We start from the raw sequence: 23,136 nt of genomic DNA, 5'->3' as shown, positions 1-23,136 counted from the left end.
TTAACCGATTTTTTATATCAAAATTTAGGGCCATCTTCAAGCGCTCTCAGCACGATTTTTTTATTCTTATACATGCCTGTTCCCACAGGGATCATCCTCCCCAACACCACATTTTCTTTCAAGTCTTCTAAAAAGTCTTTTTTCATAGCGATACTGGCTTCTGTTAAAACTTTAGTCGTTTCTTGGAAAGAGGCCGCTGAAATGATGCTATCGCTCCCAATAGCCGCTCTAGTGATCCCTAAAAGCACCGGTTCAGCAATCGCCGGCTCGCCTTTTAAAGCGATCACACGAGCGTTTTCTTCTTTGAAGAGTTTTTTACTGACTAAATCCCCTTCAATAAACTTGCTATCCCCGCTGTCTAAAATGCGCACTTGCCTTAGCATTTGAGAGACAATGATTTCAATGTGCTTGTCCGCAATGCTTACCCCCTGCCTGCGATACACTTGCTGGACTTCGCTCACAATGTATTTATAAAGCTCTTTTTCGCCGCTGATCCTTAAAATATCATGGCTTGAAACTACTCCATCCGTCATCGCCTCTCCCGCATGCACAAATTCATCAGCATGCACTAGAATTTGCTTGCCTTTATCCACAAAATAATCCATGGAACGGCCATCTTTAGAAGTTACGATGATGTGTTCTTTATTGCGAATGGGTTTGCCAAAACTCACTATCCCATCCACTTCAGAAAGGATCGCCACATCTTTAGGCTTGGGTTTTCTCGCTTCAAACAATTCCGAAACCCTTGGGAGACCCCCAGTAATATCCCTGGATTTAACGGTCGCTTTAGGGATTTTCGCTAACACTTCAGCTTGCTCCACGCTAGAGCCATCGCTAATAGCGATAGAAGTTTTTGGCTCTAGGAAATAATGCATCTCTTCGCCATTAGCCCCTTCTAAAAACAAGCTTGGTTTGTATCCGCTTGGAATGTAATCATTCACCACTAAACTGGTGATACCGGTATTTTCGTCTTCTTTTTCAGCGACTGTAACCCCTGCGATAATATCCACAAAACTCACCTTACCTTTAAAGTCCGCAATGATAGGGGTGTTGTAAGGATCCCATGTGGCAATCGTTTTGAAAGTGTTAGTCGTGGGTTTAGAAATCACGCTATTAGCGCTCACTTCACTATTATCATCAATCAAGATCTCAGAACCCCTAGCGATATAATGGCGAGCGGCTTCCCTATCATTATCATCAGCTATCACCGCAAACAAGCCTTTTTCGCTCACCATATCGCCCTTTTTGATCCCATGGGTGCGCTCTAAATGGTTAGCCTCTAAAACATAGTATTTGATTGCGCCTTTTTCTTTGGCATACACATCTTGCGCAATAGGGTCATTATCCTTGACTAGCAATTCGCTCGCGTAAGGGATGCGATTAGGCACATTCCAGCCCTCTTGGATAATATCAGCGATACTTCCTCCCTTATGCACCTTATGCCCGCTAGCATAAGGCAAATACACTTTCCCCTCAATCTTACCGCCAACGCCGGCTAATTCGCTCGGCTTGACAATATCGCTTCTTCTTAAAACGAACTTAGCTTCTTGCTCGCCATTTTTCACGCTCACAACGACTTCTTCATAGACCGTTTCAATGCGTAATTCCCCATCAAAAGGCGCTTTAATCTTAGGCTCTACCACTAAAATAGAAGCGTTACGGCGGTTAGCGATAATGTTTTTACCCTCTTTGTTCGTGTAAGTCCTAAGATTATAAAAACGCACAAAACCTTCTTTGCTCGCTACAATTTCGCGCTCATCCTGACTCCTGCTCGCTGTCCCGCCCACATGGAAAGTCCTTAAGGTGAGCTGCGTTCCAGGCTCCCCAATAGATTGCGCGGCTACCACGCCCACCGCCTCACCTGGATAACTCATCTTGCCTTCGCCTAAATTCAAGCCATAACATTTCGCGCACACGCCCTTTGGCGCCTTACAAGTTACTGGGGTGCGGATTGTAATGGATTTAATCCCGGCTTCAACCACCTTTTTAGCGCCCTCTTCATCAATCAAAGTGTCCGCATAAAGCAAGATTTCATTCGTAATGGGATCGATCACATCTTCTAATAAAACGCGCCCAAAAATACGCTCTTCTAAAGGCTCAATCAGCTCACTCCCCACCGCAATATCCGTGATTTCAATCCCTTCATGCGTGCCGCAATCATCAGACACCACCTTGACATTTTGCGAAACGTCAATGAGTTTTCTTGTCAAATACCCCGCATTGGCGGTTTTTAATGCTGTATCTGCTAAGCCCTTTCTAGCGCCATGCGTGGAGTTAAAGTATTCTAAGACATTCAACCCCTCTTTAAAGTTAGAAATAATAGGCGTTTCAATGATGCTGCCGTCCGGCTTTGTCATAAGACCCCTCATCGCTGAAAGCTGACGGATTTGCGCCGCGCTCCCCCTTGCGCCGCTATCCGCCATCATATAAATAGAGTTAAAGCCCTCTTTATCTTGTGCGATAGCGGTCATCATTTCTTTACTCATTCTGTCATTGACTTCAGTCCAAGTGTCAATGATTTTATTATAACGCTCTTGGTCAGTGAGCAACCCTTGATCGTATTGTTGCTGGATTTTTTTAACCTCTACTTTGGCTTTTTCCACCATTTTTTGCTTGTCTTTTGGCGTGATAATATCCTCCATAGAGATAGAAATACCAGCCTTAGTCGCATACCTAAAGCCAAGCGTTTTTAAATTATCCAAAAAGGTCGCGGTAATGCCGATACCGCCGACTTTATGCACATAATCCACAAGCACGCCAATATCCTTTTTCTTCATGGGTCTGTTCCATAAATCCGTAGGGATAAAATCAGGCAAAATGGACTTGATGATCATACGCCCTGCGCTCGTAGCGATAATATTCCCTTGATCTAAAACCCTAATCTTTGCGTGGATGTCTAATTCTTTCGTGTCAATGGCGGTGATGATTTCATTCACGCTAGAAAAAAGCTTATGCTCGCCCTTGACCCCACTCTTTTCTAAAGAAAGATAATAAAGCCCTAAAACCATATCCTGGCTAGGAATGGCTACGGCTTTACCGCTAGCGGGTAAAAGGATATTCATAGAGCTTAGCATGAGCACCTTGCATTCAGCGATCGCTTCCTGGCTTAAAGGCACATGCACCGCCATTTGATCCCCGTCAAAATCGGCGTTGAACGCTGAACACACTAACGGGTGCAATTGGATCGCTTTGCCGTCAATCAGCTTTGGATGGAACGCTTGAATGGATTGCTTGTGCAAGGTAGGGGCGCGGTTGAGTAACACCGGATACCCCTCTGTGATTTCTTGCAAGCACTCCCACACTTCATTGCTCTTTTGCTCAATCATGCGTTTAGCTTGTTTGAGCGTGGTGGCATAGCCTCTCTCTTCAAGCTTGGATAACAGATGCGGTTTGAAGAGTTCTAACGCCATGTTTTTAGGCAACCCGCATTCATCCATTTTAAGATTAGGCCCAACCACAATCACGCTTCTGCCTGAAAAATCCACGCGCTTACCTAAAAGGTTTTGCCTGAAACGCCCTTGCTTGCCTTTAATGATCTCGCTGAGCGATTTTAAAGGGCGTTTGTTAGCCCCTTTAACCGCATTGGTGCTGCGGCCGTTATCAAAAAGCACATCCACGGCTTCTTGCAACATCCTTTTTTCATTGCGCACAATGATTTCTGGTGCCCCAAGCTCCATTAGGCGTTTCAAGCGTTGGTTACGATTGATGACACGACGATACAATTCATTCACATCGCTGACTGCAAACTTCCCACCATCTAGCGCGACTAAAGGCCTTAAATCCGGTGGCAATACCGGTAAAACCGTGAGCATCATCCATTCAGGCCTGTTACCGGAATTTAAAAAGCTTTCTACCACTTTCAAACGCTTAATGAGTTTTTTCTTTTTCGCATCCGAATTAGTGTCTTTCACTTCTTCTTTCAAACTCTGCAATAAGGTGATCAAATCAATTTCTTCTAACAAATCCTTGATCGCTTCACCACCCATTTGCGCTACAAAGCCCCTGTCTTCGTATCTTCGTGAGATATTTTGATACTGCTCTTCATTCAAAATATCGTATTTCATCACAAGCTTAGTGCCTTCATTGTCATAAGCGGCTTCGCCTGGTTCTTTAACGATATAAGCTTCATAATACAACACGCGCTCTAAATCTTTCATCTTAACGCCTAAAAGCGTGCCGATACGGCTAGGTAAGGAATTGACATACCAGATGTGCGCTACAGGAGTGGCCAATTCAATATGCCCCATTCTAAAACGCCTGACTTTGGAGTGCGTGATCGCCACGCCGCATTTTTCGCATGTGCCAATGTCTTTGAAGCGAGGCTTTTTGTATTTACCGCACAAGCATTCATAATCTTTAGTAGGACCAAAGATTTTCATGCAAAACAAGCCGTCTCGTTCGGGTTTTAAGGTGCGATAATTGATCGTTTCTGGCTTTTTAACTTCCCCATAGCTCCAAGAATGGATTTTTTCAGGGCTGGCTAGAGTGAGCTGGAAAGAGCTAAAGTCTTTAGGCCTGTCATCTTCTTTGATCATAATGGGTTTAGGCGCTCCATCCTCATCCACATCGTCCCCAAAAATATTAATATCTAAAGCGAGCGATTGCAATTCTTTAGTCAAAACATAGAAAGTCTCAGGGATTTCACTCTCGCCCACTTGCTCACCTTTAGCGATAGCCCTATAAGCGTTCTCTCTGCCTCTAATATCATCGGATTTAATGGTAAGCATTTCTTTTAGAGTGTGCGCTGCGCCATAAGCTTCCAAGGCCCACACTTCCATTTCCCCAAACCTTTGACCCCCAAAGAGCGCTTTACCCCCAACAGGTTGGTGCGTTACTAGGCTATAAGGGCCTGTGCTTCTGGCATGGACTTTTTCATCCACTAAGTGGTGGAGCTTGATCATATACATATAGCCCACATTCACGCGCTCCCTCATTTTTTCGCCTGTGCGCCCATCATACAGATCCATTTTGCCATCCATAGCGATCTTGGCTAATTCAAACAGCTTGTAAAATTTTTCTTGCGAGATGCCTTCAAACACAGGGATAGCCATCTTAACGCCCTTGCTCCAATCTTTGGCGTATTCCAAAAGCTCTTCATCAGAGCAATTCTCAAGAACATGGATTGTCAAGGGGTCTTTTTCATTAATGGCGTTAGCGATTTCTAGCATTTTAGCGCGCAATTCTTTGGCAAAATCTTTGGTTTTATCCTCTAGCATGCTAGCGATTTGTTTCCCAAACTCTTTCCCCACTAAGCCTAAATGCATTTCTAAAATCTGCCCGATGTTCATGCGGCTTGGCACGCCTAAAGGGTTTAAGACAATATCCACAGGCTCGCCATCAGCGGTATAAGGCATATCTGCAACCGGCACGATATTAGACACAATCCCTTTATTCCCATGCCTTCCTGCCATTTTATCGCCCACTTTAAGCTTTCGTTTTGTAGCGATATAGAGCTTGACTTTTTTGATCACGCCATTAGGCAAAATATCATCTTTTTCTAAAATAGAGAGCTTTTCTTCATGCTCTTCGCCTAAAACTTTCTTTTGCTCTAAGAAATTGTTTTTAGTGATTTCATAGTGGTTTTGCACTTCTTTAGAATACTTTTTGACTAAACTGGCCAAAGTGAAGCGGTTGATTGAAGCGATTTCTTCTTTAGGGATTTGATCGCCTTCTTTATAATCCTTACCATTATGGCTAAAAGGCTCTTCTAAAATCGCTTGAGAAAGGAGCAAGCTAACGCGCAACAATTCTTCTCTATTGAGCATGGTCAAGCGGTCAAAATGCTCCATATCAAGCTTGGCTTTTTCTTCTTCATACGCGCTCAAAACCCGCGCATCCTTCTCATAGCCTTTTTTAGTGAAGACTTTTACATCAATCACCGTGCCTTCCAAACTGGGGGGGCAATACAAACTCTTATTGACCACATGCCCGGCTTTATCCCCAAAAATAGCCCTTAAGAGCCGTTCTTCAGGCGTGCTTTTAATCTCGCCTTTAGGAGAAGTCTTGCCCACTAAAATCATGCCAGCGCTCACATAAGTGCCGACTTTAACGATCCCGCTTTCATCAAGATGAGCGAGCGCTTCTTCTTTCACATCAGGAATATCAGCGGTAAATTCTTCCACGCCATGCTTAAGCTCCCTAGCGTCCACTTCTTTTTCATAAATGTGCGTGGAAGTGAAAATATCATCTTTAGTGATGCGCTCACTCACCACGATCGCGTCTTCAAAATTGTAGCCATTCCAAGGCATGAACGCCACGCGCACATTTTTCCCTAACGCTAACTCGCCTCTGTCCATGCTAGGACCATCAGCGATGATTTGCCCGGCTTCCACTTTATCGCCCACTTTAACGATAGGGACTTGATTGAAACTGGTGTTTTGGTTGGTGCGTAAGTTTTTTTGCAAAGAATACGCATCAATATAGGCCTCTTCTTTGCCTTCGCCTAAAATGTAAATGTTTTTAGAATCAATTTTTTCTACAACGCCTGCACGATTGGCTTTGATCGCTCCCCAAGAATCCCTAGCGATAATTTTTTCAATCCCTGTGCCTACAATGGGAGCGTCGCTTCTTAACAAAGGCACGGCTTGGCGCTGCATGTTAGTCCCCATTAAGGCGCGGTTGGCGTCATCATGCTCTAAGAAAGGAATGAGCGATGCGGCGACCCCTACAAGCATGCTAGAGCTTAAATCCATTAAGGTTACTTTGCTTTTTTCGTTTAAAACGATTTCGCCTTCCACGCGCGTTTCAATCAAATCGCCCAAAATATTACCCTCTTCATCAATAAGGGTGCTTGCGGGAGCGATGATGTGGCTGTCTTCTTGAATAGCGGTCAAATAAATCGTCTCACCCACTACCTTGCCATCCACAACCTTTTTATAAGGGGCTTCAATAAAGCCTAAATCATTCACTCTCGTGAAAGTGGAAAGGGTGTTGATCAGACCGATATTTTGACCTTCTGGGGTCTCAATGGGACAAATTCGGCCATAATGCGTTGGGTGCACATCCCTGGCTTCAAACCCTACCCTGTCTTTGACTAACCCCCCTTCACCGAGCGCTGAAAGGCGGCGTTTGTGCGTAACTTCACTCAAGGGGTTGGTTTGATCCATGAATTGCGAGAGCTGGCCACCCATGAAAAATTCCATGATGGTGCTGGTGATCATTTTAGAATTGACCAAGTCATGGGGCATGAGCGAATCAAAAGCCCCGCTCATGGTAGTGAGCTTGTCTTTAATGGTCTTTTGCATTTTCACTAAGCCTGAATGCAATTCATTGGCCAATAATTCCCCAACGGCTCTGATCCTACGATTGCCTAAGTGATCCCTGTCATCAATCTTGCCCTGATTGTTTTTGATTTTCATGAGATATTTAACGGTGGTGATAATATCTTCATGCGTTAAAGTCGTGATGTAATCAGGCACATGCAAGCCTAACTTGTGATTCATTTTCATGCGCCCCACCATAGTCAAATCATAGCGTTCAGGGTCAAAGAAAAGTTTTTTGACAAATTGCTTAGCCACTTCAGTCGTAACAGGATCGCCTGGTTTCATAACCTTATGGATACGAATCGCCGCTAGAGCGTTTTCATCATCAATCTTTTCAGTTTGCTTGAGCAATTTCAAAGACTCATAATCGGCCAAAAAAGAATGGATAATGGAAGCGTCATGCCCTAACGCTAGATCGTTAATGATCACAAATTCTTGCACGCCTAAATCGTGGATTTTTTCCAATCTGTTTTTATCTAGCTGAGTGAGCATGTCCAATATGACTTCTTTCCCCACCATAACAGGCTCAGCTAAATGACGATTGATTAAAATATCCATAGGGTATTCCACCCATTCTAAATGGTTTTCTTTAAGCTCTTTAATCTTTCTTGAAGTGAGCTTTTTTCCTGCTAAAAGAATAATCTTGCCTTGAGGATCTTTCAAGTCAAATTCCATTCTTTGATTGGCGTCTAATGAAGCAAACGGGATCAAATATTTATCACTTTCATAACGCACTTTAACAAGCGGGTAGAACATTTTGATGATGTCTTGTTTTTGATAATCCATTGCCCTGAATAAAATGGTAACAGGCACTTTACGGCGTTTATTGATACGAGCGTATAAAACATCTTTAGAATCGTATTCAAAATACAGCCACGAACCCCTATCAGGGATGATTTGCCCTGTGTAAATGAGCTTGTTTAAAGAAGTGCTAGACTCCTCTTCTTTAAAAATCACACCGGGGCTTCTGTGGAGCTGATTGACGACCACGCGCTCCACCCCATTGATAATAAATGAAGTGCGTTCTGTCATCAAAGGGATCTCACGAATGAAAATGCTTTGTTCTTTAATATCCTTAATGCCGTTCTTTTCGCCACTTTTGGTATCTTTTTCCCACAAGATCAAGCGCACTTTAATTTTGAGAGGGATAGAGTAGGTAATGCCCCTCTCCATCGCTTCTCTAACGGTGTATTTAGACTTGCCAAATTCGCAACCCGCGTATTCTAAAGTGATGCGGTTATGCTCATCTTGGATAGGGAAAATGGATTTAAAAACCTTTTCAATCCCGCTCTCTTTACCCTCTTTAGAATACAAGAAAGAATCATAGCTGTCTCGTTGTAATAATAATAAATTAGGGACTTCTAAATCTGTTGGGGTTTTTGTAAAATCAGCTCTCAAGCGGTTTTTTAGGGGAATTTTTTTTGACATATTTCAAGCCTTTGATCAAAAATTTTGAGTTATTTAATGCATTAATTCAAGTAAGCATTGCAAAAGGATCTTTAAACTTTAGAACCATCCATGATAAAAATACCAAAAACCCACCTGCAATACTAACCACTTTAGGCCACACGCTCACAAACAAAATCATGGAGCAAAATCATCTGCCGCACTAGATCAGAGAAAGGCGCAAAGACCTTTCTGTTTTTAAGTCTTACTTGACTTCAACCTTAGCACCCACTTCTTCAAGTTTCTTCTTGATGGTTTCAGCTTCTTCTTTATTCACGCCCTCTTTAAGCACATGAGGGGTTTTTTCGGTAGCGTCTTTAGCTTCTTTCAAGCCAAGTCCAGTAATTTCACGAACCACTTTAATCACCTTGATTTTTTCAGCGCCACTATCAGCCAAAATCACATTAAATTCGGTTTTTTCTTCGCTCTCAGCCGCTGCACCGCCAGCTACAGCCGCACCCGCTATGACCGTTGGAGTCGCGCTCACGCCAAATTTTTCCTCAAACATTTTAACCAATTCAGCAAGCTCTAAAACGCTCAATGAACCAATATACTCTAACACTTCTTCTTTTGAAATTGCCATAATCCAATCCTTCAAATTTTTTTAATTAAAGCCATCATAGGCTCTTAGTTTTCTTCTTTCGCTTTACGCAAATTGTCTAAACCGGTCACAAAATAACGCGCCGGAGCCGTCCAAACAGAAAGCAACATTCCCATAAGCTCTTCTTTGCTTGGGAGTTTTGAAACCGCTTCCACATGAGCTACGCTAACGCTTTCTTTATCAAACAAGCCCGCTTTCAACACAAAGTGATCTTTATGCTCTTTTTGGAAATCAAACACGAGTTTAGAGAGAGCGATTTGATCACCGCCCCACAAAAACACATTGGTTTCTTTCAAATCCAAATCAGAATAGCCGGCCTCTTTCATGGCAATATGAGCGAGCGTGTTCTTAATCACTTGCACTTTAATGCCTTGAATGCGAGCCTTATTCCTTAAAGCTTCCAACTTTTTCACGCTAAGACCCTTATAATCGCAAATTAAAAGGGCTTTGGCATTTACAAATTGCGACTTTAAGTTAGCGACTAGCCCTACTTTATGCTGCCTTTGATATTGTTTTTGCATCTTTTCCTCCTTTCTAGACTAGACCTCTGCAAGATTATCTTTTTAAAAAAGAAATTTTAAGCTTTTTAGCTCTTACGATCTTCAGCCTAAGATTAAAAACTCCTAACGCTATTTAATATCCATCAATTCTTGTGCGTCCAAACTCACTGAAGGCGACATGGTGAGCGAGAGAGCGGCGTTTCTAATATACTTGCCTTTCGCGCTACTGGGTTTTAGGCGGTTGATCGTTTTAACCAACTCAAGCATGTTTTCTTTGATTTTTTCTTCAGGAAAACTCGCTTTGCCAATAGGGGCATGAACATTGCCCTTTTTATCCACCCTGAAATTCACTTGACCGCTTTTAGCGTTAGTAACCGCTTTAGCAATATCCATCGTAACGGTTCCGGTTTTAGGGTTTGGCATCAAACCCTTAGGGCCTAAAATCCTACCCACTTTACCGACAACCGCCATCATATCAGGCGTTGCGATCACCATGTCAAAATCAATACGACCGTTTTTGATTTCTTCAGCCAAATCGTCTCCGCCAACGACATCAGCCCCAGCGTTCTTGGCTTCATCTTGCTTAATGTCTTTTGCAAAAACGGCCACTCTTACTTTTTTACCCGTCCCATGAGGAAGCACCACCGCACCGCGCACCATTTGATCCGCATGCCTTGGATCAACCCCTAGTCTCAACGCCACTTCCACGGTTTCATCAAATTTCGCTGAAGCGAGAGATTTAACCACCTCTACGCCATGTTCTACGCCATACACTTTATCGTTTTGAATTTTAGAAAAAAGTTTTTCCAATCTTTTAAATACTTTTTTTGCCACGATTCTAATCCTTAAAAATTTCTTTCAATTCCAACAAAACCCAATCAATCCACAACTTCTACGCCCATGCTCCTAGCGCTGCCCATAACGATTTTTTTGGCCGCTTCCATGGTGCTTGTGTTTAAATCTTCCATTTTCAATTGCGCGATCTCTTCCACTTGCTTGTGGGTGAGCTTTGCAATCTTATTCTTAAGCGGGTTGTCAGAACCTTTTTCAACCCCAGAAGCTTTTTTGATCAAATCTGTTACCGGAGGCTTTTTAGTGATAAAGGTGAAACTCTTATCTTGATAAACCGTGATAATGACTGGGATATTAAAACTCCCCATGTCTTTAGTTCTCTCGTTAAAAGCCTTACAAAATTCCATGATATTAACCCCTCTTTGACCCAATGCTGGCCCTACGGGAGGTGAAGGGTTTGCCTTACCGGCAGGGATTTGAAGTTTGATTTCTCCGACTACTTTTTTAGCCATGTTTTCTCCTTAAAAAGTTATATAATTTTTTCCACTTGCGAATGCAAAATCTCTATTGGAGTGTTCCTGCCAAAAATAGAAACATTGAGCTTGAGCTTGCGGTGTTCCACATCATACTCTTCCACCGTAGCGGTAAAGTTCGCAAAAGGGCCTTCCACCACGCGTACCACTTCGCCTTGCTCAAAAAAGATTTTGGGCTTGGGGGCTGCTCGGTTATTCATTTTTTCTAAAATATGCCCAATATCCGCTTCACTCAATGGGGTTGGCTTTTTATTTTCTCCAATAAAACGGCTCACTCTTGGCAAAGATTGTATCTTATGCCACAAAACCGTATCCAAATCCACCTTAATAAAAACATACCCAGGATAAAGGCTTCGTTCCGTTACTTTCGTCTTGCTTTTTTTAGAAACCTCTATAATATCTTCAGTAGGCACAATGATCTCTTGTATCCTATCTCTTATATTATGATCGTTCGCTAGATTCTCAATCGCTTTCTTAACGGACTGCTCGCTCCCTGAATAAGTTTGTATGGCATACCAATCCATCATTATTCTCCTTCTCTAAAGCCACCAACCTATAGAACACTAGAGACAAAAGCCCCCAGAGAAAAATCCAACAAAGCTAAAAACAGCGTGATAGCACTCACCACCACCAAAACAGAAACAAGCGCGTTGCGTATCTGCTCTTTAATAGGAAATATCACCTTAGAAAGCTCTTCTCTAGCTAATTTATATTGCATGAGCCATTTATCCATAGTTTCTTTTCGCCCTCACTTAAACTTAATACATTTATACATTAAAAGAATTTTCAATTTTATCCAAAATAGCTTAAACTAAAATTAAAAAATTCAAAAAACAATCCAATTGAAACAAAAATTTGATAGAATAAATTAGTAGATGGCAGGCCAGGAGGGACTCGAACCCCCAACAACCGGTTTTGGAGACCGACGCTCTACCATTGGAGCTACTGACCTAACCTCCCCTCCTTTTAAATTGCAACACAAAAGAAAGAGCTAGCTCTTCAATTTGATTTCTTTATGAAGAGTGTGCTTGTTTTCCCTTGGGCAGAACTTCTTAAGCTCCAGTTTTTCAGTGTTAGTTTTAGCGTTCTTGGTTGTGCTGTAATTGATGTCTTCACAATCAGAACACTTCAACCCTATTTTAACTTTCATGATAACCCTTTATTAGCGACCTTTATGGTAACTTTTTTACTTCCATATGAGTAAGATTATTCAATAATATTACTCACAACACCAGCACCAACGGTCCTACCGCCTTCACGAATCGCAAATTTAGTTCCCAACTCTAACGCAACAGGGCTAATCAATTCTACAGTGATTTTCACATTATCGCCAGGCATAACCATTTCTACGCCTTCAGGAAGGGTGATAGAGCCAGTCACATCAGTCGTGCGCACATAGAATTGCGGGCGGTAGTTGGTGAAGAATGGAGTGTGTCTTCCGCCTTCTTCTTTAGAAAGGACATAAATTTCTCCCTCAAATTTCTTGTGCGGAGTGATAGAACCTGGTTTGCATAGAACCATACCGCGTTCTACTTCTTCTTTTTTAGTTCCTCTTAAAAGCACGCCCACATTATCGCCGGCTTCACCTTTTTCCAACTCTTTCCTAAACATTTCTACACCGGTTACAGTCGTTTTTTGTGTAGGTCTGATACCAACGATTTCCACTTCATCGCCTACTTTCACCACGCCTCTTTCAATCCTACCTGTAACCACAGTCCCTCTACCCGCAATAGAGAACACATCTTCAACCGGCATCAAGAAAGTTTTTTCAGTGTCTCTTTCTGGAGTAGGGATATAGGCATCCACTTCAGCCATAAGTTTAAGCACTTTTTCACCCCATTCACCCACATTACCAGCCTTTGCTTCTTCTAAAGCTCTCAAAGCTGAACCCGCTATGATAGGAGTGTCATCGCCAGGGAATTCATACGCACTCAACAACTCGCGTACTTCCATTTCTACAAGTTCCAACAATTCTTGGTCATCTACCATGTCTTGTTTATTTAAGAAAACAACAATGTGAGGCACGCCTACTTGACGAGACAATAAGATATGCTCTCTGGTTTGAGGCATAGGGCCATCAGCTGCAGAAACAACCAAAATCGCTCCGTCCATTTGTGCCGCACCGGTGATCATGTTTTTTACATAGTCAGCATGTCCTGGGCAATCCACATGCGCATAGTGTCTGTTTTCAGTTTCATATTCAATGTGAGAAGTAGCGATAGTGATCCCTCTTTCTTTTTCTTCAGGGGCGTTATCAATATTATCATAGTCTTTCATTTCTGCAAGACCTTTCAAAGAAAGCACCGCTGAAATCGCTGCACTCAAAGTCGTTTTACCATGGTCTACATGCCCAATGGTTCCAATATTAACATGCGGCTTAGTTCTATTAAACTTTTCTTTTGCCATTTGTATTTCTCCTTAATTTTATTGAAATGGATTTTAGAATTATACTAAACAAAATCCTAAGTATTCCTAAATGCTACCACAAAATTTAAGACATTTTTGTCTTATCGCCATTCAAGAGATTATAAACTGGAGCCTATAAGCGGAATTGAACCGCCGACCTCTTCCTTACCAAGGAAGTGCTCTGCCTCTGAGCTATATAGGCGTCTCAAAAACTAAAATGTTATCCTAAAAATGGAGCGGGAAACGGGACTCGAACCCGCGACCCTCAGCTTGGAAGGCTGATGCTCTAGCCAACTGAGCTATTCCCGCATTCTATAAAACAAAATGGTGGTGAGACGTGGATTCGAACCACGGAAGACATAGTCAGCAGATTTACAGTCTGCCCTCGTTGGCCACTTGAGTATCTCACCAAAAACTTTACAAAATAACATTTTAACTGGAGCTGGCTAAGGGACTTGAACCCCCGACCTGCTGCTTACAAGGCAGCTGCTCTACCAACTGAGCTAAGCCAGCAACTAAAATAATCAAAGACTTGGGATTATAGCAGTTTTATACTTGACTTGTCAAGAAAGGATGACAGAAAGCTAAATTATTCGTATGGCACAGAGCATGGTTAAAATTTAGCTATAATCTAGCTCAATTTGGCTTAACACAGCTCAAGTTTATTATATATAAAAGAATCTATGGACACTTAAATTATGGCGAAAAAAAAACATAAAATTTCTACTTTAAAATACTTTTTACGCTCTTTAAAGCAAATCTACATGCTCATCACTTTCAAGGAAAAAATGGTTTTTTTCCTGCTTGTGCTGATGGCGGTTTTTTCTTCTTTTGTGGAAGTGATGTCTCTAACTCTCCTAATGCCTTTTATCACTCTCGCTTCCGATCCTAGCAGAGCTTTAGACGATAAAGATTGGAAAATGGTCTATGATTTTTTCCATTTTTCATCTCCCGTTCGCCTGATGTATTTCTTTAGTTTTTGCTTGGTGGGGATTTATTTGTTCAGGATGTTTTATGGGGTGTCTTTCACTTATTTGAAAGGGCGTTTTTCCAATAAAAAAGCTTATCAAATCAAGCAACAACTTTTTTTACAGCACATTAAAAGCAACTACCTCTCCCACCTTAACCACAACTTGGATTCTTTAAGAGACATTATCAATAATAAAGCGGATGGCATGTTTATGAGCTTTAACGCTTTTTTGAATCTGCTCACTGAATTAACCGTGATCGTTTTTTTCTATTCCACGCTACTAATCACTAACTGGAAGATAACGCTTGTATTCACTCTAATCATCTCTATACAAATTTTTATTATCACTAAAAAAATCACCGTTCTTATTCAAAAAAAGGGCGAGATAGCGGCAAAATCTAGGGCGCAAACGCTTAAGGTTTTTTCAAAATTTTTCAGCAATTTCAAAATCACTAAACTCAAAGACAACCACGAAGAAGCCCACAAGCTTTTTGGAGAAAATAGCCGTAAAGCCCATGACACCGAGATTATTTATTCTACTTTGCAAGTGGTCCCCAGGTATTCATTAGAAACGGTGGGCTTTAGCTTGTTGATTTTAGCGGTCGCTTACATTTTATTCAAATACGGCGAAGCTAAAATGGTGCTCCCTACCATTTCTATGTATGCTCTAGCGCTTTATCGCACGCTCCCTTCTGTTACTGGCGTTTTGAATCAATATAATGAAATCGCTTACAACCAGCTTGCGACCAACATTGTGTTTAAAAGCCTTACTAAAACCATCGTTGAAGAGGATTTAGTCCCTTTAGACTTTAATAAAAAAATCACTCTCCAAAACATTTCGTTCGCTTATAAGTCAAAACACCCGGTTTTAAAGAATTTTAACCTCACCATTCAAAAAGGTCAAAAAGTCGCTCTCATAGGCCATAGCGGGTGCGGAAAATCCACGCTGGCGGATATTATTATGGGGCTTACCTACCCTAAAAGTGGGGAAATTTTTATTGATAACACCCTTTTAACCAACGAAAACAGGCGCTCATGGCGTAAAAAAATAGGCTATATCCCCCAAAATATTTACCTTTTTGATGGCACTGTGGGGGATAATATCGCTTTTGGGAGCGCTATAGATGAAAAACGCTTGATTAAGGTGTGCAAAATGGCTCATATTTATGATTTTTTATGCGAGCATGAGAGCCTTAAAACCCAAGTGGGCGAAGGGGGTGCTAAGCTTAGTGGCGGGCAAAAACAACGCATAGGCATCGCAAGAGCCTTATACGATAACCCTGAAATTTTGGTTTTAGATGAAGCCACTTCAGCCCTAGACAATGAAACCGAGAGTAAAATCATGGATGAAATCTATCAAATCGCTAAAAATAAAACCCTAATCGTTATCGCCCACCGCTTAAGCACGATCGAACGCTGTGAAGTCATCATTGACATGAGCCAACACAAAGACAATCTCGGCTAAAGCTGGCTTCACTCTTTTGCGAAGTTTTGTAAATCAAACCCCTTAAAGCTCTCCAAATACTTCCCTTGATAGCCGTTTTGGCCCACTAAATTTTTCAAAACCTTGCTGTTGTAACCCAAAAACGCCACTTTATTAGCCTTAGCGCTTTCATAGTCATTGACGCTATCGCCTATCATTAGCATGCGGCTTGGGTTATAGGCATATTTTTGAATGATATTAGCGATGATTTTAGGTTTATTGGGAGGACTCCCTTCAACGCTCTTAAAATACTTAGTAATCCCTAAAAACTCGCACAACACTTGCAATTCGCTATGCAAGGCCGCTGAAGCGATATGGAAAATATAATTTTGATAATGCTCATCAATAAACGCCATCACTTCGCTATTCAAATGCCCCTTATCAAAAAGCTTCTGCTCTATGATAGCGCCAAATTCTAAGGCTAATTTATCCACTTTTTCTTGAGCGATAGAAGTTTTTAAAATCTCGTTATAAAAATATTGGATTTTTTCATTCCTTGAAATCCCCCCACTTTGATAGTGATAAACTTCAAATTGTTTCAAACCCTCTTTACTATCGTTGCCATGCTTTTGAAACAACGCCTTAAACCCTTCATTTTTTAAATGCATGCTGTCAAAAATCACGCCATCAAAATCCCATAGAACCACTTCAAACGCCATGATTTCCCCTTTTTTATAGGCTTATTTTGGTTTCATTTTACCTTATTTAAGCGGTATTTAAGCGATTATTTTTATCATTATTGGAGTATCTTGGATTGGTTTTAATCAAATACCGCCCACTAAAGCCTCATTTAAAACTCTAACGCTCTTTAGACTTTTAACTTAAAGCTCGTTTTTAAAGGTTGGGTTGTTTTGACTCTTATTTGATAAGAATATGCAAACACTCTTTGGTGTGCGCGGCTTTGTGGGCGCGTTTGTTATCCGCTTTAAAACGCATGTAAGTTTTGGTAATTAGGGAGTAAGCGCCGTATTTTTTTAAGATATTTTTAATCTCTGTCTCACTCATAAGCCCTTCATTGTTATAACTTAAAAAGATATATTTGAATCGCGCTTTTTTGATCAAGTTTTCAAAAGCGTTTAAGATTTTAGCGCGAGAGCAAAAAGAGGATTTCTGGTAACTGGGCAAGCCGGTTTTGCCTTTTGGAGTAAAGGGCATATAAGCAGCAATCGTGTTCAATAAATGGTAATTCGCCCCGTATTGCCTCGCATTATAAGGGGGGTCTAAATACAAAATATCCCCTGAAATCTTTCCAATCAAATCATTAGAATCCTGCTGATACACTTCATTAGCGTTTAAACTCACATCAAAATGAGCGCCTTTTAAGATGAGTTCTTTTTGAGCACTTTTTTTAAGGCGTTTTAAAAAAGCCCCATAAACTGAAGCGGTGTTAGCCACCTTGTCTGCGCTCTCCAATAACGATGCGAGCAAAAAATAATACGCGCAATTATCAATGTTTTGAGAAAGCTTAAGCTCTTCAATTTTTAGACGCACCGCATCAATTTTTTGAGCGTTTGTTTCGCTAAAATACTGCCTTGAACTCCCCCCTAAAGAATAATGCGAATGGATAAAGCCCTTTTTTAAAGCAACGCTATTGAGCCCATTAATAAGCTCTTCTTGATTAGGGATTTCTTGAATGTTGCCAATATAATTTTGATTCAAAACAAAGCTATAATATTCCAAGTCATTAGCGATGATTTTATGGACAGCCTTTTTAAACGCGCGCCCCACAATGCCCGTCCCAGCGAACAGATCACAAAAAATCGCGCCAGAGAGATCATTACCCACAACCGCATGGATATTTTCCTTAATAAAAGGAATGAGCTTGTATTTAGAGCCGATGTAGTTCATTAATCTGTGTTTGTATGCTTCTTTAAATGGTATGGCTATTATTAAAGTTAAATTTTATGTATTGTAACATAACTTGATTATGAATAAGTCCTAACCCCCACGATTAAAATAATCTTAAAACCAACTAATCAATCCTATGTGAAACAATGATCGTTTTTTTAATACCGCACGCTCTACCAATCGCTTCATTAAAACAACGAGACAACCCCTCTATTGCCAATAAAGACTTTTTCTATCGCAACTGCTCATTAAAATACCGCCAGAAAAACAGCGACATCCCCCACTAGCTGAATGCACCAAAGCTTTTGTCGCTATTACCCTATTTTCTAGTAGGTCCTTTTATAAATACCATTCTTATATTCTTCCACTTTACCCTTTGATGTGGTTACAGCCACTACACCACCTGAAACTTGCACATTAATAGCGTTACTACCATAAGTTCTCTTATAGATACCATTCTCAAATTCTTCTACCTTACCATTTGCAGTAACAGCAGCAACAATATGCCTATCAGTATCTGCAGCTACGATATTACTACCATAAGTTCTCTTATAGATACCATTCTCATATTCCTGTATTTTGCCATTAACGACTTTAATTACAATCGCCATTATAAATCTCCTAAAATATAAATTGTGATATACCCAACGTCAAACTATCAGTCTAGTCTATAGTCTAACTAACAAATAAACCTTATTTGAGTATTTGAGTATTTGAGTATTTGAGTATTTGAGTATTTGAGTATTTGAGTATTTGAGTATTTGAGTATTTGAGTATTTGAGTATTTGAGTATTTGAGTATTTGAGTATTTTATCACAAAATCCCTAAAGAATAGCTTAACAATAAACCCGCTTAACTCTCATAAAATCAGTCTCATTAATCAATTTACCTCAAAATAACCCGCATCGTGCAAATTAGCTCAACCGCTTGTCTAGAATTAACGATCTTTTGTGATGGTTTTAGCTTTAGCACCTACAGCCGTAGAACCCGTGGGTAAATCTGAAAGCACCACCGCATTAGCCCCAATCCTCACATCATCGCCCACGCAAATCGCGCCCAAGACCTTAGCCCCTGCCCCCACTACCACTCGGTTGCCTAAGGTAGGGTGGCGCTTGCCCTTGAACTTGCCCGTACCCCCTAGAGTTACACCATGATAAATGGTAACATCATCTCCAATCTCTGTGGTCTCGCCAATCACCACACCCATGCCATGATCAATAAAAAGCCCTCTCCCGATCTTAGCGCCCGGATGGATTTCTATCCCAGTGATAAAACGCGCTAACTGAGAAAGCGCGCGCGCAATGAAGTAAAACCTCCGCTTGTGCAACGCATGCGCTAGGCGGTAACAAAGTAGCGCATGAATGCCCGGATAAAGCAAGAGCACCTCCCACTTATTCCTAGCTGCCGGGTCTTCTTGCAAGACACGCTCCAAGCTATAAGACAGATCTAGCATGACAGAGTCTCCGGTTAAAATATATTTGGATCAACATGACTTGAGCAGATTTTTCTTATCCATTCCAATAAAACTTGATGCAAATTTTTCTTGTCATTATACCTAAACTCACACTCCTTTTAATGGAGTAAAATCAATAGAATAAAACGCTCTCTCTTTTAATTCTTTTAAATTCTCTTAAACAACCCTTTAAAAAAGGCTTAAAAAAACCCGCTAATCCACATTAATTTGGCATTTATTTGGGATAAAACTATTTTAAACGAAAAAATTTTAAACGAAAAAGATAAAAAGCAGATTGAAAAAAATTACTAGTAGTGGTGCCGAAGGTCGGACTCGAACCGACACGGGATTGCTCCCACCAGATTTTGAGTCTAGCGTGTCTACCAATTCCACCACTTCGGCGTTATAGAGCAAAGAGTGAGATTATACCCACTTATTCCTTAAAGAAACTTAATGGTGCACTGGGCGAGACTCGAACTCGCACGAGATTGCTCCCACCACCCCCTCAAGATGGCGTGTCTACCAATTCCACCACCAGTGCTAAAAATTTAAAACAGATATTATAGCTAAATCATGCTTTTTAAGCAATAATTTAGCTTATCAAAAAACCCTTAACTTAAGAATGGGTTACTATAAATAGCGATAATAGCAAACACTAGAGTATAAATCACTTGCGCTTCAATCATCGCCATGGCTACGAACATGGTTGTGAGCAATTTACCGCCCACTCCTGGGTTTCTCGCTGTGCCTGTAATGGTTGCTGCGGCCGCATTCCCCATACCGATCGCCCCACCAAAAGCGGCAATCCCTAAACCAATCATCGCCCCTAAGATAGAATAAGATTTAATCATATCCATCCCACCCATTCCACCATCATGAGCGAAAGCAACGCCCGCTAAAGCCAGAAAAAATAACGCTAAAAATTTCATTTTCGCACTCCGTTTCAAAAATTAGGCTTGATTTTCATTTCGAATCGTTCCTCTACTTTCAAAAATACAAGCAAGGATTTATTTTAATCTAAATTTGCTTAAAATCTCTTTTAAAAATGCTTTTTAAAAATTTTAAGCCAAATCCAAAGCGATTTTACCCTTATTAAAACTAATCACCCTACACCTGATACTATCGCCTTCTTTTAAAACCACTTGACACCTGTCCATGTTTTGTTTTCTTAACAAGCCTTCGCCCCCCTTAGGCAAGCTTAAAAACGCCCCAAAATCCACGATTCGTTTCACTTGAGCTTCTAATATCTCATCAATAGCGTATTGCTCCAATTCTTGATCTAAAGAATGCAAATAGTTTAAAATAAATTCTTTAGTTTTCAAAACGCGCTCTTTATTCCCCATGATTTTCACTTCACCGCTCGGTTTATTCAAATCAATCTTAACCTCAAACCTTTCTACTATCTCTTTAATCACGCGCCCCCCTTGACCGATAATTTCTACAATTTTATCGGGCGCGACATTAAAAATCTCCGTTGTGGGCAAGTTAGAAAAATTGATCACAATCTTTTCTTTCGCTTCATGCATGATTTTTAAAATATGTTTCCGCGCTTCTTTGGCTTGGAGTAAGGCTTGGTATAAAACTTCTAATCTAATACCGCTCATTTTGGTATCCATTTGCATAGCCGTAATGCCTTCTAAATTCCCGGCAATCTTAAAATCCATATCGCCTTCGGCGTCTTCTAAGCCGCTAATATCGCTTAAAATAGCGTGATCTTGCCCTTCGCTCACCATGCCCATAGCTACCCCAGCGACTAAATCATAAATTTCCACACCGCTTGCATAAAGGGCTAAAGACCCTGCGCACACGCTCGCCATTGAGCTTGAACCATTGCTTTCTAAAATCTCAGAAACCAATCGTATCACCTGCTCTTTATTTTTAATGCTCGTTTCTAAGGCTCTTTTAGCCAAATTCCCATGCCCTAATTCGCGCCTTGAAGTCGCGCCAATAGAACTCGCTTCGCCCACGCAAAAAGGAGGGAAATTATAATGGAACATGAAGCGCTCTTTGATAGGGGCTTTATGCTCCAAATTCTCATGGGTTTGAGCGTCATTATCCGTGCCTAAAACCCCTACCACTAAGCTTTGAGTTTGCCCCCTAGTGAATAAAATGGAGCTGTGTGCCATAGGGAGCAAATCGCTCTCTATCAAAATGGGTCGCACTTCTTCTAACGCGCGCTTATCTGGGCGGATTTTATCTTGAATAATCATGCGCCTTATCTCAGTTTTTTTCACTTTTTCTAAAGACAATTCAATTTCTTCTAAACTGAATTCTGAGTGGGCTTCGCTGATTTTTTTAGCAATTTCATGGAAAACATTTTCTCGCTCGCTCAAAGCAGAACTTTCAATGCCTTTAATGATTTCATCAAAATACTGATTTGTTAATAAATCTAACAGCCTTTCATTGAATATTATTCCTTGGCTTTCTTTAAAAAGCAGCTCGTTTTGGTGGGGCGTGAAAACCTCTTCATAAAGCGTGCAAGTTTCTTTCAAACTTTTTTGAGCCAACTCTAAAGCTTTTAACATTAAAGGCTCTTCTAAAGCGTTTAATTTTTGCCCCAAAGAGCGCATTTCTATCATGTTCAAACTCTCTTTTGTGCCGGACACAAACAGATCCAAACTGGATTGATTCAAAAGGCTTGCGCTAGGGTTAATAATAAATTCGTTATCCACCCTAGCGATCCTGCAAGCGCTCACGCTTTTAATAGGAGCGATATGGGCCAAAAAGAGAGCGGCTGAAGCGGCGTTTAAAGCAGAAACTTGCAAATCGTTTTCAATATCATGGCTTAAAACCATTAAAGTGATTTGCGTAGGGTAGCGGTAATCTTTAGGGAATAAAGGGCGTAAGGTCCTATCTATAAGCCTAGAGGTTAAGATTTCAAAATCTTGCGCTCTGCCTTCTCTTTTAACAAAACCGCCAGGAATCTTTCCGGCTGCATACGATTTTTCTAAAAACTGCACCACTAAAGGCAAAAAATCTTCACTCACAGGCTCTCTTTCTACGCACACGCTCGCTAAAATGATGGTTTTTCCTAATCGGTATAAAAGAGAGCTGGTGGCTTGTTTGGCCACTTGTTTGAGAGCGAATTCTTCGGTTTTGTTACTGGAATTGATGGTGATAAAATCCATATTTAATGTTCCTTTTTTAAATTAGGTGCGTTGTTAGCGCCCAAGTATTTTTCAATTTCTTCATTGCTTAATCGCTTGAGTTCTTTATAATGGTGTTCCACAGAGACAAAACATTCAGGGCGGTACACGCTAATCACCCCATCGCACAAACTTTCTAAGCCTTGAGCGACATTTTGCGCGACAATGGGGGTTAAAATATAAATGTCTTGGCATTCTTTTTTCAAGCAAGTTTGCACGCCTAACCCTGCTCTAAACCCGGTTTCAATCCCCCTATCTACGATAAAAATATTTTTATCTTTCAAGCTTTTGATCGCATTGCCTTTGCGATACTGATAGATGTGGGACAAAATGTCTTCTTCATAAGCTCGCTTGGCTTCCCCATAAACATAGTCTAAAGTGATGTCAAAGGAATTAATCAAGCTTTCATGCATCACTATATCCATGCTTTCACTCACTAAAGCGATCTCGCATTTTGAGTTTAAAGGGGCTAGGATAGGCTCTAAAAAAAGTATATCATAAGTCGCCCCAAATTTTTGCGCTAAAGCGTTAGCTAAATACAAGGCGTTAAAACTCAAAGCGAGCATGATGGAATCTTTTAAATCAATGTGGCACGTGTGGATTTCATTAATCAATTTGTTTAAAGCGTCTTCTTCATTAACAAAACGCATGCCCTCAATATCGGTGATATGGCTAAAGTCCGTATTCAAATCTATT

General features: G+C 40.9%; 18 protein-coding genes and 7 tRNA genes. 2 read left to right on the top strand and 23 right to left on the bottom strand.

What is annotated here, in order from left to right; genetic code table 11:
- Positions 1-17: 17 nt before the first annotated feature.
- The 14 genes from EAL04_RS03315 to EAL04_RS03245 form a co-directional block, all read right to left on the bottom strand.
- Positions 18-8,690, bottom strand: coding sequence for a DNA-directed RNA polymerase subunit beta/beta' (locus tag EAL04_RS03315; protein WP_120973255.1), 8,673 nt, complete (start codon positions 8,688-8,690; stop codon positions 18-20).
- A gap of 223 nt (positions 8,691-8,913) precedes the next feature.
- A complete protein-coding gene (gene rplL / locus EAL04_RS03305; RefSeq protein ID WP_033599383.1) occupies positions 8,914-9,291 on the bottom strand; it encodes a 50S ribosomal protein L7/L12 in 378 nt (125 codons plus the stop codon).
- A gap of 44 nt (positions 9,292-9,335) precedes the next feature.
- Entirely contained in the window at positions 9,336-9,830 is a 495-nt protein-coding gene (gene rplJ / locus EAL04_RS03300; RefSeq protein ID WP_120973253.1) for a 50S ribosomal protein L10, read from the bottom strand.
- Between the two features lie 108 nt (positions 9,831-9,938).
- A complete protein-coding gene (rplA, locus tag EAL04_RS03295; RefSeq protein ID WP_001085859.1) occupies positions 9,939-10,643 on the bottom strand; it encodes a 50S ribosomal protein L1 in 705 nt (234 codons plus the stop codon).
- A 44-nt stretch (positions 10,644-10,687) separates the two neighbouring features.
- The gene (gene rplK / locus EAL04_RS03290) at positions 10,688-11,113 is read right to left on the bottom strand and encodes a 50S ribosomal protein L11 (protein ID WP_001085997.1); all 426 of its coding nucleotides are present in this window, start codon (positions 11,111-11,113) and stop codon (positions 10,688-10,690) included.
- Positions 11,114-11,130: 17 nt separating this feature from the next.
- Complete coding sequence (gene nusG, locus EAL04_RS03285; RefSeq protein ID WP_001846772.1) at positions 11,131-11,658, bottom strand: transcription termination/antitermination protein NusG; 528 nt, start codon at positions 11,656-11,658, stop codon at positions 11,131-11,133.
- A 29-nt stretch (positions 11,659-11,687) separates the two neighbouring features.
- The gene (gene secE, locus EAL04_RS03280) at positions 11,688-11,867 is read right to left on the bottom strand and encodes a preprotein translocase subunit SecE (RefSeq protein WP_000362125.1); all 180 of its coding nucleotides are present in this window, start codon (positions 11,865-11,867) and stop codon (positions 11,688-11,690) included.
- Between the two features lie 143 nt (positions 11,868-12,010).
- Positions 12,011-12,086: transfer RNA gene (locus EAL04_RS03275), tRNA-Trp, on the bottom strand.
- A gap of 39 nt (positions 12,087-12,125) precedes the next feature.
- Complete coding sequence (gene rpmG / locus EAL04_RS03270) at positions 12,126-12,284, bottom strand: 50S ribosomal protein L33 (RefSeq protein WP_000865159.1); 159 nt, start codon at positions 12,282-12,284, stop codon at positions 12,126-12,128.
- Positions 12,285-12,340: 56 nt separating this feature from the next.
- A complete protein-coding gene (gene tuf, locus EAL04_RS03265) occupies positions 12,341-13,540 on the bottom strand; it encodes an elongation factor Tu (RefSeq protein WP_001040574.1) in 1,200 nt (399 codons plus the stop codon).
- A 127-nt stretch (positions 13,541-13,667) separates the two neighbouring features.
- Positions 13,668-13,742 (bottom strand) — tRNA-Thr (locus EAL04_RS03260).
- 30 nt (positions 13,743-13,772) lie between these two features.
- A tRNA-Gly gene (locus EAL04_RS03255) sits at positions 13,773-13,849 on the bottom strand.
- A gap of 16 nt (positions 13,850-13,865) precedes the next feature.
- Positions 13,866-13,950, bottom strand: a tRNA-Tyr gene (locus EAL04_RS03250).
- 27 nt (positions 13,951-13,977) lie between these two features.
- A tRNA-Thr gene (locus tag EAL04_RS03245) sits at positions 13,978-14,053 on the bottom strand.
- A gap of 185 nt (positions 14,054-14,238) precedes the next feature.
- On the opposite strand from EAL04_RS03245, the gene EAL04_RS03240 reads away from it, so the two are divergent.
- Complete coding sequence (locus tag EAL04_RS03240; RefSeq protein WP_120973251.1) at positions 14,239-15,975, top strand: ABC transporter ATP-binding protein/permease; 1,737 nt, start codon at positions 14,239-14,241, stop codon at positions 15,973-15,975.
- 8 nt (positions 15,976-15,983) lie between these two features.
- Here the strand turns inward: EAL04_RS03240 and EAL04_RS03235 are convergent, their stop codons facing one another.
- On the bottom strand, positions 15,984-16,652 hold the full coding sequence (locus tag EAL04_RS03235; RefSeq protein ID WP_120973249.1) for an HAD family hydrolase: 669 nt from the start codon (positions 16,650-16,652) through the stop codon (positions 15,984-15,986).
- 199 nt (positions 16,653-16,851) lie between these two features.
- Entirely contained in the window at positions 16,852-17,841 is a 990-nt protein-coding gene (locus EAL04_RS03230; protein ID WP_120973247.1) for a DNA adenine methylase, read from the bottom strand.
- Positions 17,842-17,987: 146 nt separating this feature from the next.
- Here EAL04_RS03230 and EAL04_RS07900 point away from each other — a divergent pair, with 146 nt between their 5' ends.
- Positions 17,988-18,128 carry a hypothetical protein gene (locus EAL04_RS07900; RefSeq protein ID WP_162982475.1) on the top strand — a complete coding sequence of 47 codons (141 nt, stop codon included), beginning with the start codon at positions 17,988-17,990 and terminating at the stop codon, positions 18,126-18,128.
- Between the two features lie 39 nt (positions 18,129-18,167).
- Here EAL04_RS07900 and EAL04_RS03225 read toward each other — a convergent pair whose 3' ends face one another.
- The 7 genes from EAL04_RS03225 to EAL04_RS03195 all read right to left on the bottom strand — a co-directional run bounded on the left by EAL04_RS03225 (position 18,168) and on the right by EAL04_RS03195 (position 23,129).
- The gene (locus EAL04_RS03225) at positions 18,168-18,452 is read right to left on the bottom strand and encodes an IceA2 protein (RefSeq protein ID WP_120973245.1); all 285 of its coding nucleotides are present in this window, start codon (positions 18,450-18,452) and stop codon (positions 18,168-18,170) included.
- Positions 18,453-18,778: 326 nt separating this feature from the next.
- On the bottom strand, positions 18,779-19,294 hold the full coding sequence (gene cysE / locus EAL04_RS03220; RefSeq protein WP_000886349.1) for a serine O-acetyltransferase: 516 nt from the start codon (positions 19,292-19,294) through the stop codon (positions 18,779-18,781).
- Between the two features lie 315 nt (positions 19,295-19,609).
- Positions 19,610-19,696, bottom strand: a tRNA-Leu gene (locus EAL04_RS03215).
- A 52-nt stretch (positions 19,697-19,748) separates the two neighbouring features.
- A tRNA-Leu gene (locus EAL04_RS03210) sits at positions 19,749-19,835 on the bottom strand.
- A gap of 70 nt (positions 19,836-19,905) precedes the next feature.
- On the bottom strand, positions 19,906-20,223 hold the full coding sequence (locus EAL04_RS03205; protein ID WP_000669961.1) for a F0F1 ATP synthase subunit C: 318 nt from the start codon (positions 20,221-20,223) through the stop codon (positions 19,906-19,908).
- 132 nt (positions 20,224-20,355) lie between these two features.
- On the bottom strand, positions 20,356-22,422 hold the full coding sequence (locus EAL04_RS03200; protein ID WP_120973243.1) for a polyribonucleotide nucleotidyltransferase: 2,067 nt from the start codon (positions 22,420-22,422) through the stop codon (positions 20,356-20,358).
- 2 nt (positions 22,423-22,424) lie between these two features.
- Positions 22,425-23,129 carry a phosphoribosyltransferase gene (locus tag EAL04_RS03195; protein ID WP_162982474.1) on the bottom strand — a complete coding sequence of 235 codons (705 nt, stop codon included), beginning with the start codon at positions 23,127-23,129 and terminating at the stop codon, positions 22,425-22,427.
- Between the last annotated feature and the right edge of the window lie 7 nt (positions 23,130-23,136).

Source organism: Helicobacter pylori (genome assembly GCF_003638305.1).
GTDB lineage: Bacteria > Campylobacterota > Campylobacteria > Campylobacterales > Helicobacteraceae > Helicobacter > Helicobacter pylori_DJ.
Note: the sequence above shows the minus strand (reverse complement) of the source record. Positions and strands in the feature narration are given on the sequence as shown.

Bases quoted from the DNA above. Each gene is read 5' to 3' on its own strand.
- EAL04_RS03315 (WP_120973255.1), bottom strand. From the start codon at position 8,690: ATGTCAAAAAAAATTCCCCTAAAAAACCGCTTGAGAGCTGATTTTACA.
- rplL (WP_033599383.1), bottom strand. From the start codon at position 9,291: ATGGCAATTTCAAAAGAAGAAGTGTTAGAGTATATTGGTTCATTGAGC.
- rplJ (WP_120973253.1), bottom strand. From the start codon at position 9,830: ATGCAAAAACAATATCAAAGGCAGCATAAAGTAGGGCTAGTCGCTAAC.
- rplK (WP_001085997.1), bottom strand. From the start codon at position 11,113: ATGGCTAAAAAAGTAGTCGGAGAAATCAAACTTCAAATCCCTGCCGGT.
- nusG (WP_001846772.1), bottom strand. From the start codon at position 11,658: ATGGATTGGTATGCCATACAAACTTATTCAGGGAGCGAGCAGTCCGTT.
- secE (WP_000362125.1), bottom strand. From the start codon at position 11,867: ATGGATAAATGGCTCATGCAATATAAATTAGCTAGAGAAGAGCTTTCT.
- rpmG (WP_000865159.1), bottom strand. From the start codon at position 12,284: ATGAAAGTTAAAATAGGGTTGAAGTGTTCTGATTGTGAAGACATCAAT.
- tuf (WP_001040574.1), bottom strand. From the start codon at position 13,540: ATGGCAAAAGAAAAGTTTAATAGAACTAAGCCGCATGTTAATATTGGA.
- EAL04_RS03240 (WP_120973251.1), top strand. From the start codon at position 14,239: ATGGCGAAAAAAAAACATAAAATTTCTACTTTAAAATACTTTTTACGC.
- EAL04_RS03235 (WP_120973249.1), bottom strand. From the start codon at position 16,652: ATGGCGTTTGAAGTGGTTCTATGGGATTTTGATGGCGTGATTTTTGAC.
- EAL04_RS03230 (WP_120973247.1), bottom strand. From the start codon at position 17,841: ATGAACTACATCGGCTCTAAATACAAGCTCATTCCTTTTATTAAGGAA.
- EAL04_RS07900 (WP_162982475.1), top strand. From the start codon at position 17,988: ATGATCGTTTTTTTAATACCGCACGCTCTACCAATCGCTTCATTAAAA.
- EAL04_RS03225 (WP_120973245.1), bottom strand. From the start codon at position 18,452: ATGGCGATTGTAATTAAAGTCGTTAATGGCAAAATACAGGAATATGAG.
- cysE (WP_000886349.1), bottom strand. From the start codon at position 19,294: ATGCTAGATCTGTCTTATAGCTTGGAGCGTGTCTTGCAAGAAGACCCG.
- EAL04_RS03205 (WP_000669961.1), bottom strand. From the start codon at position 20,223: ATGAAATTTTTAGCGTTATTTTTTCTGGCTTTAGCGGGCGTTGCTTTC.
- EAL04_RS03200 (WP_120973243.1), bottom strand. From the start codon at position 22,422: ATGGATTTTATCACCATCAATTCCAGTAACAAAACCGAAGAATTCGCT.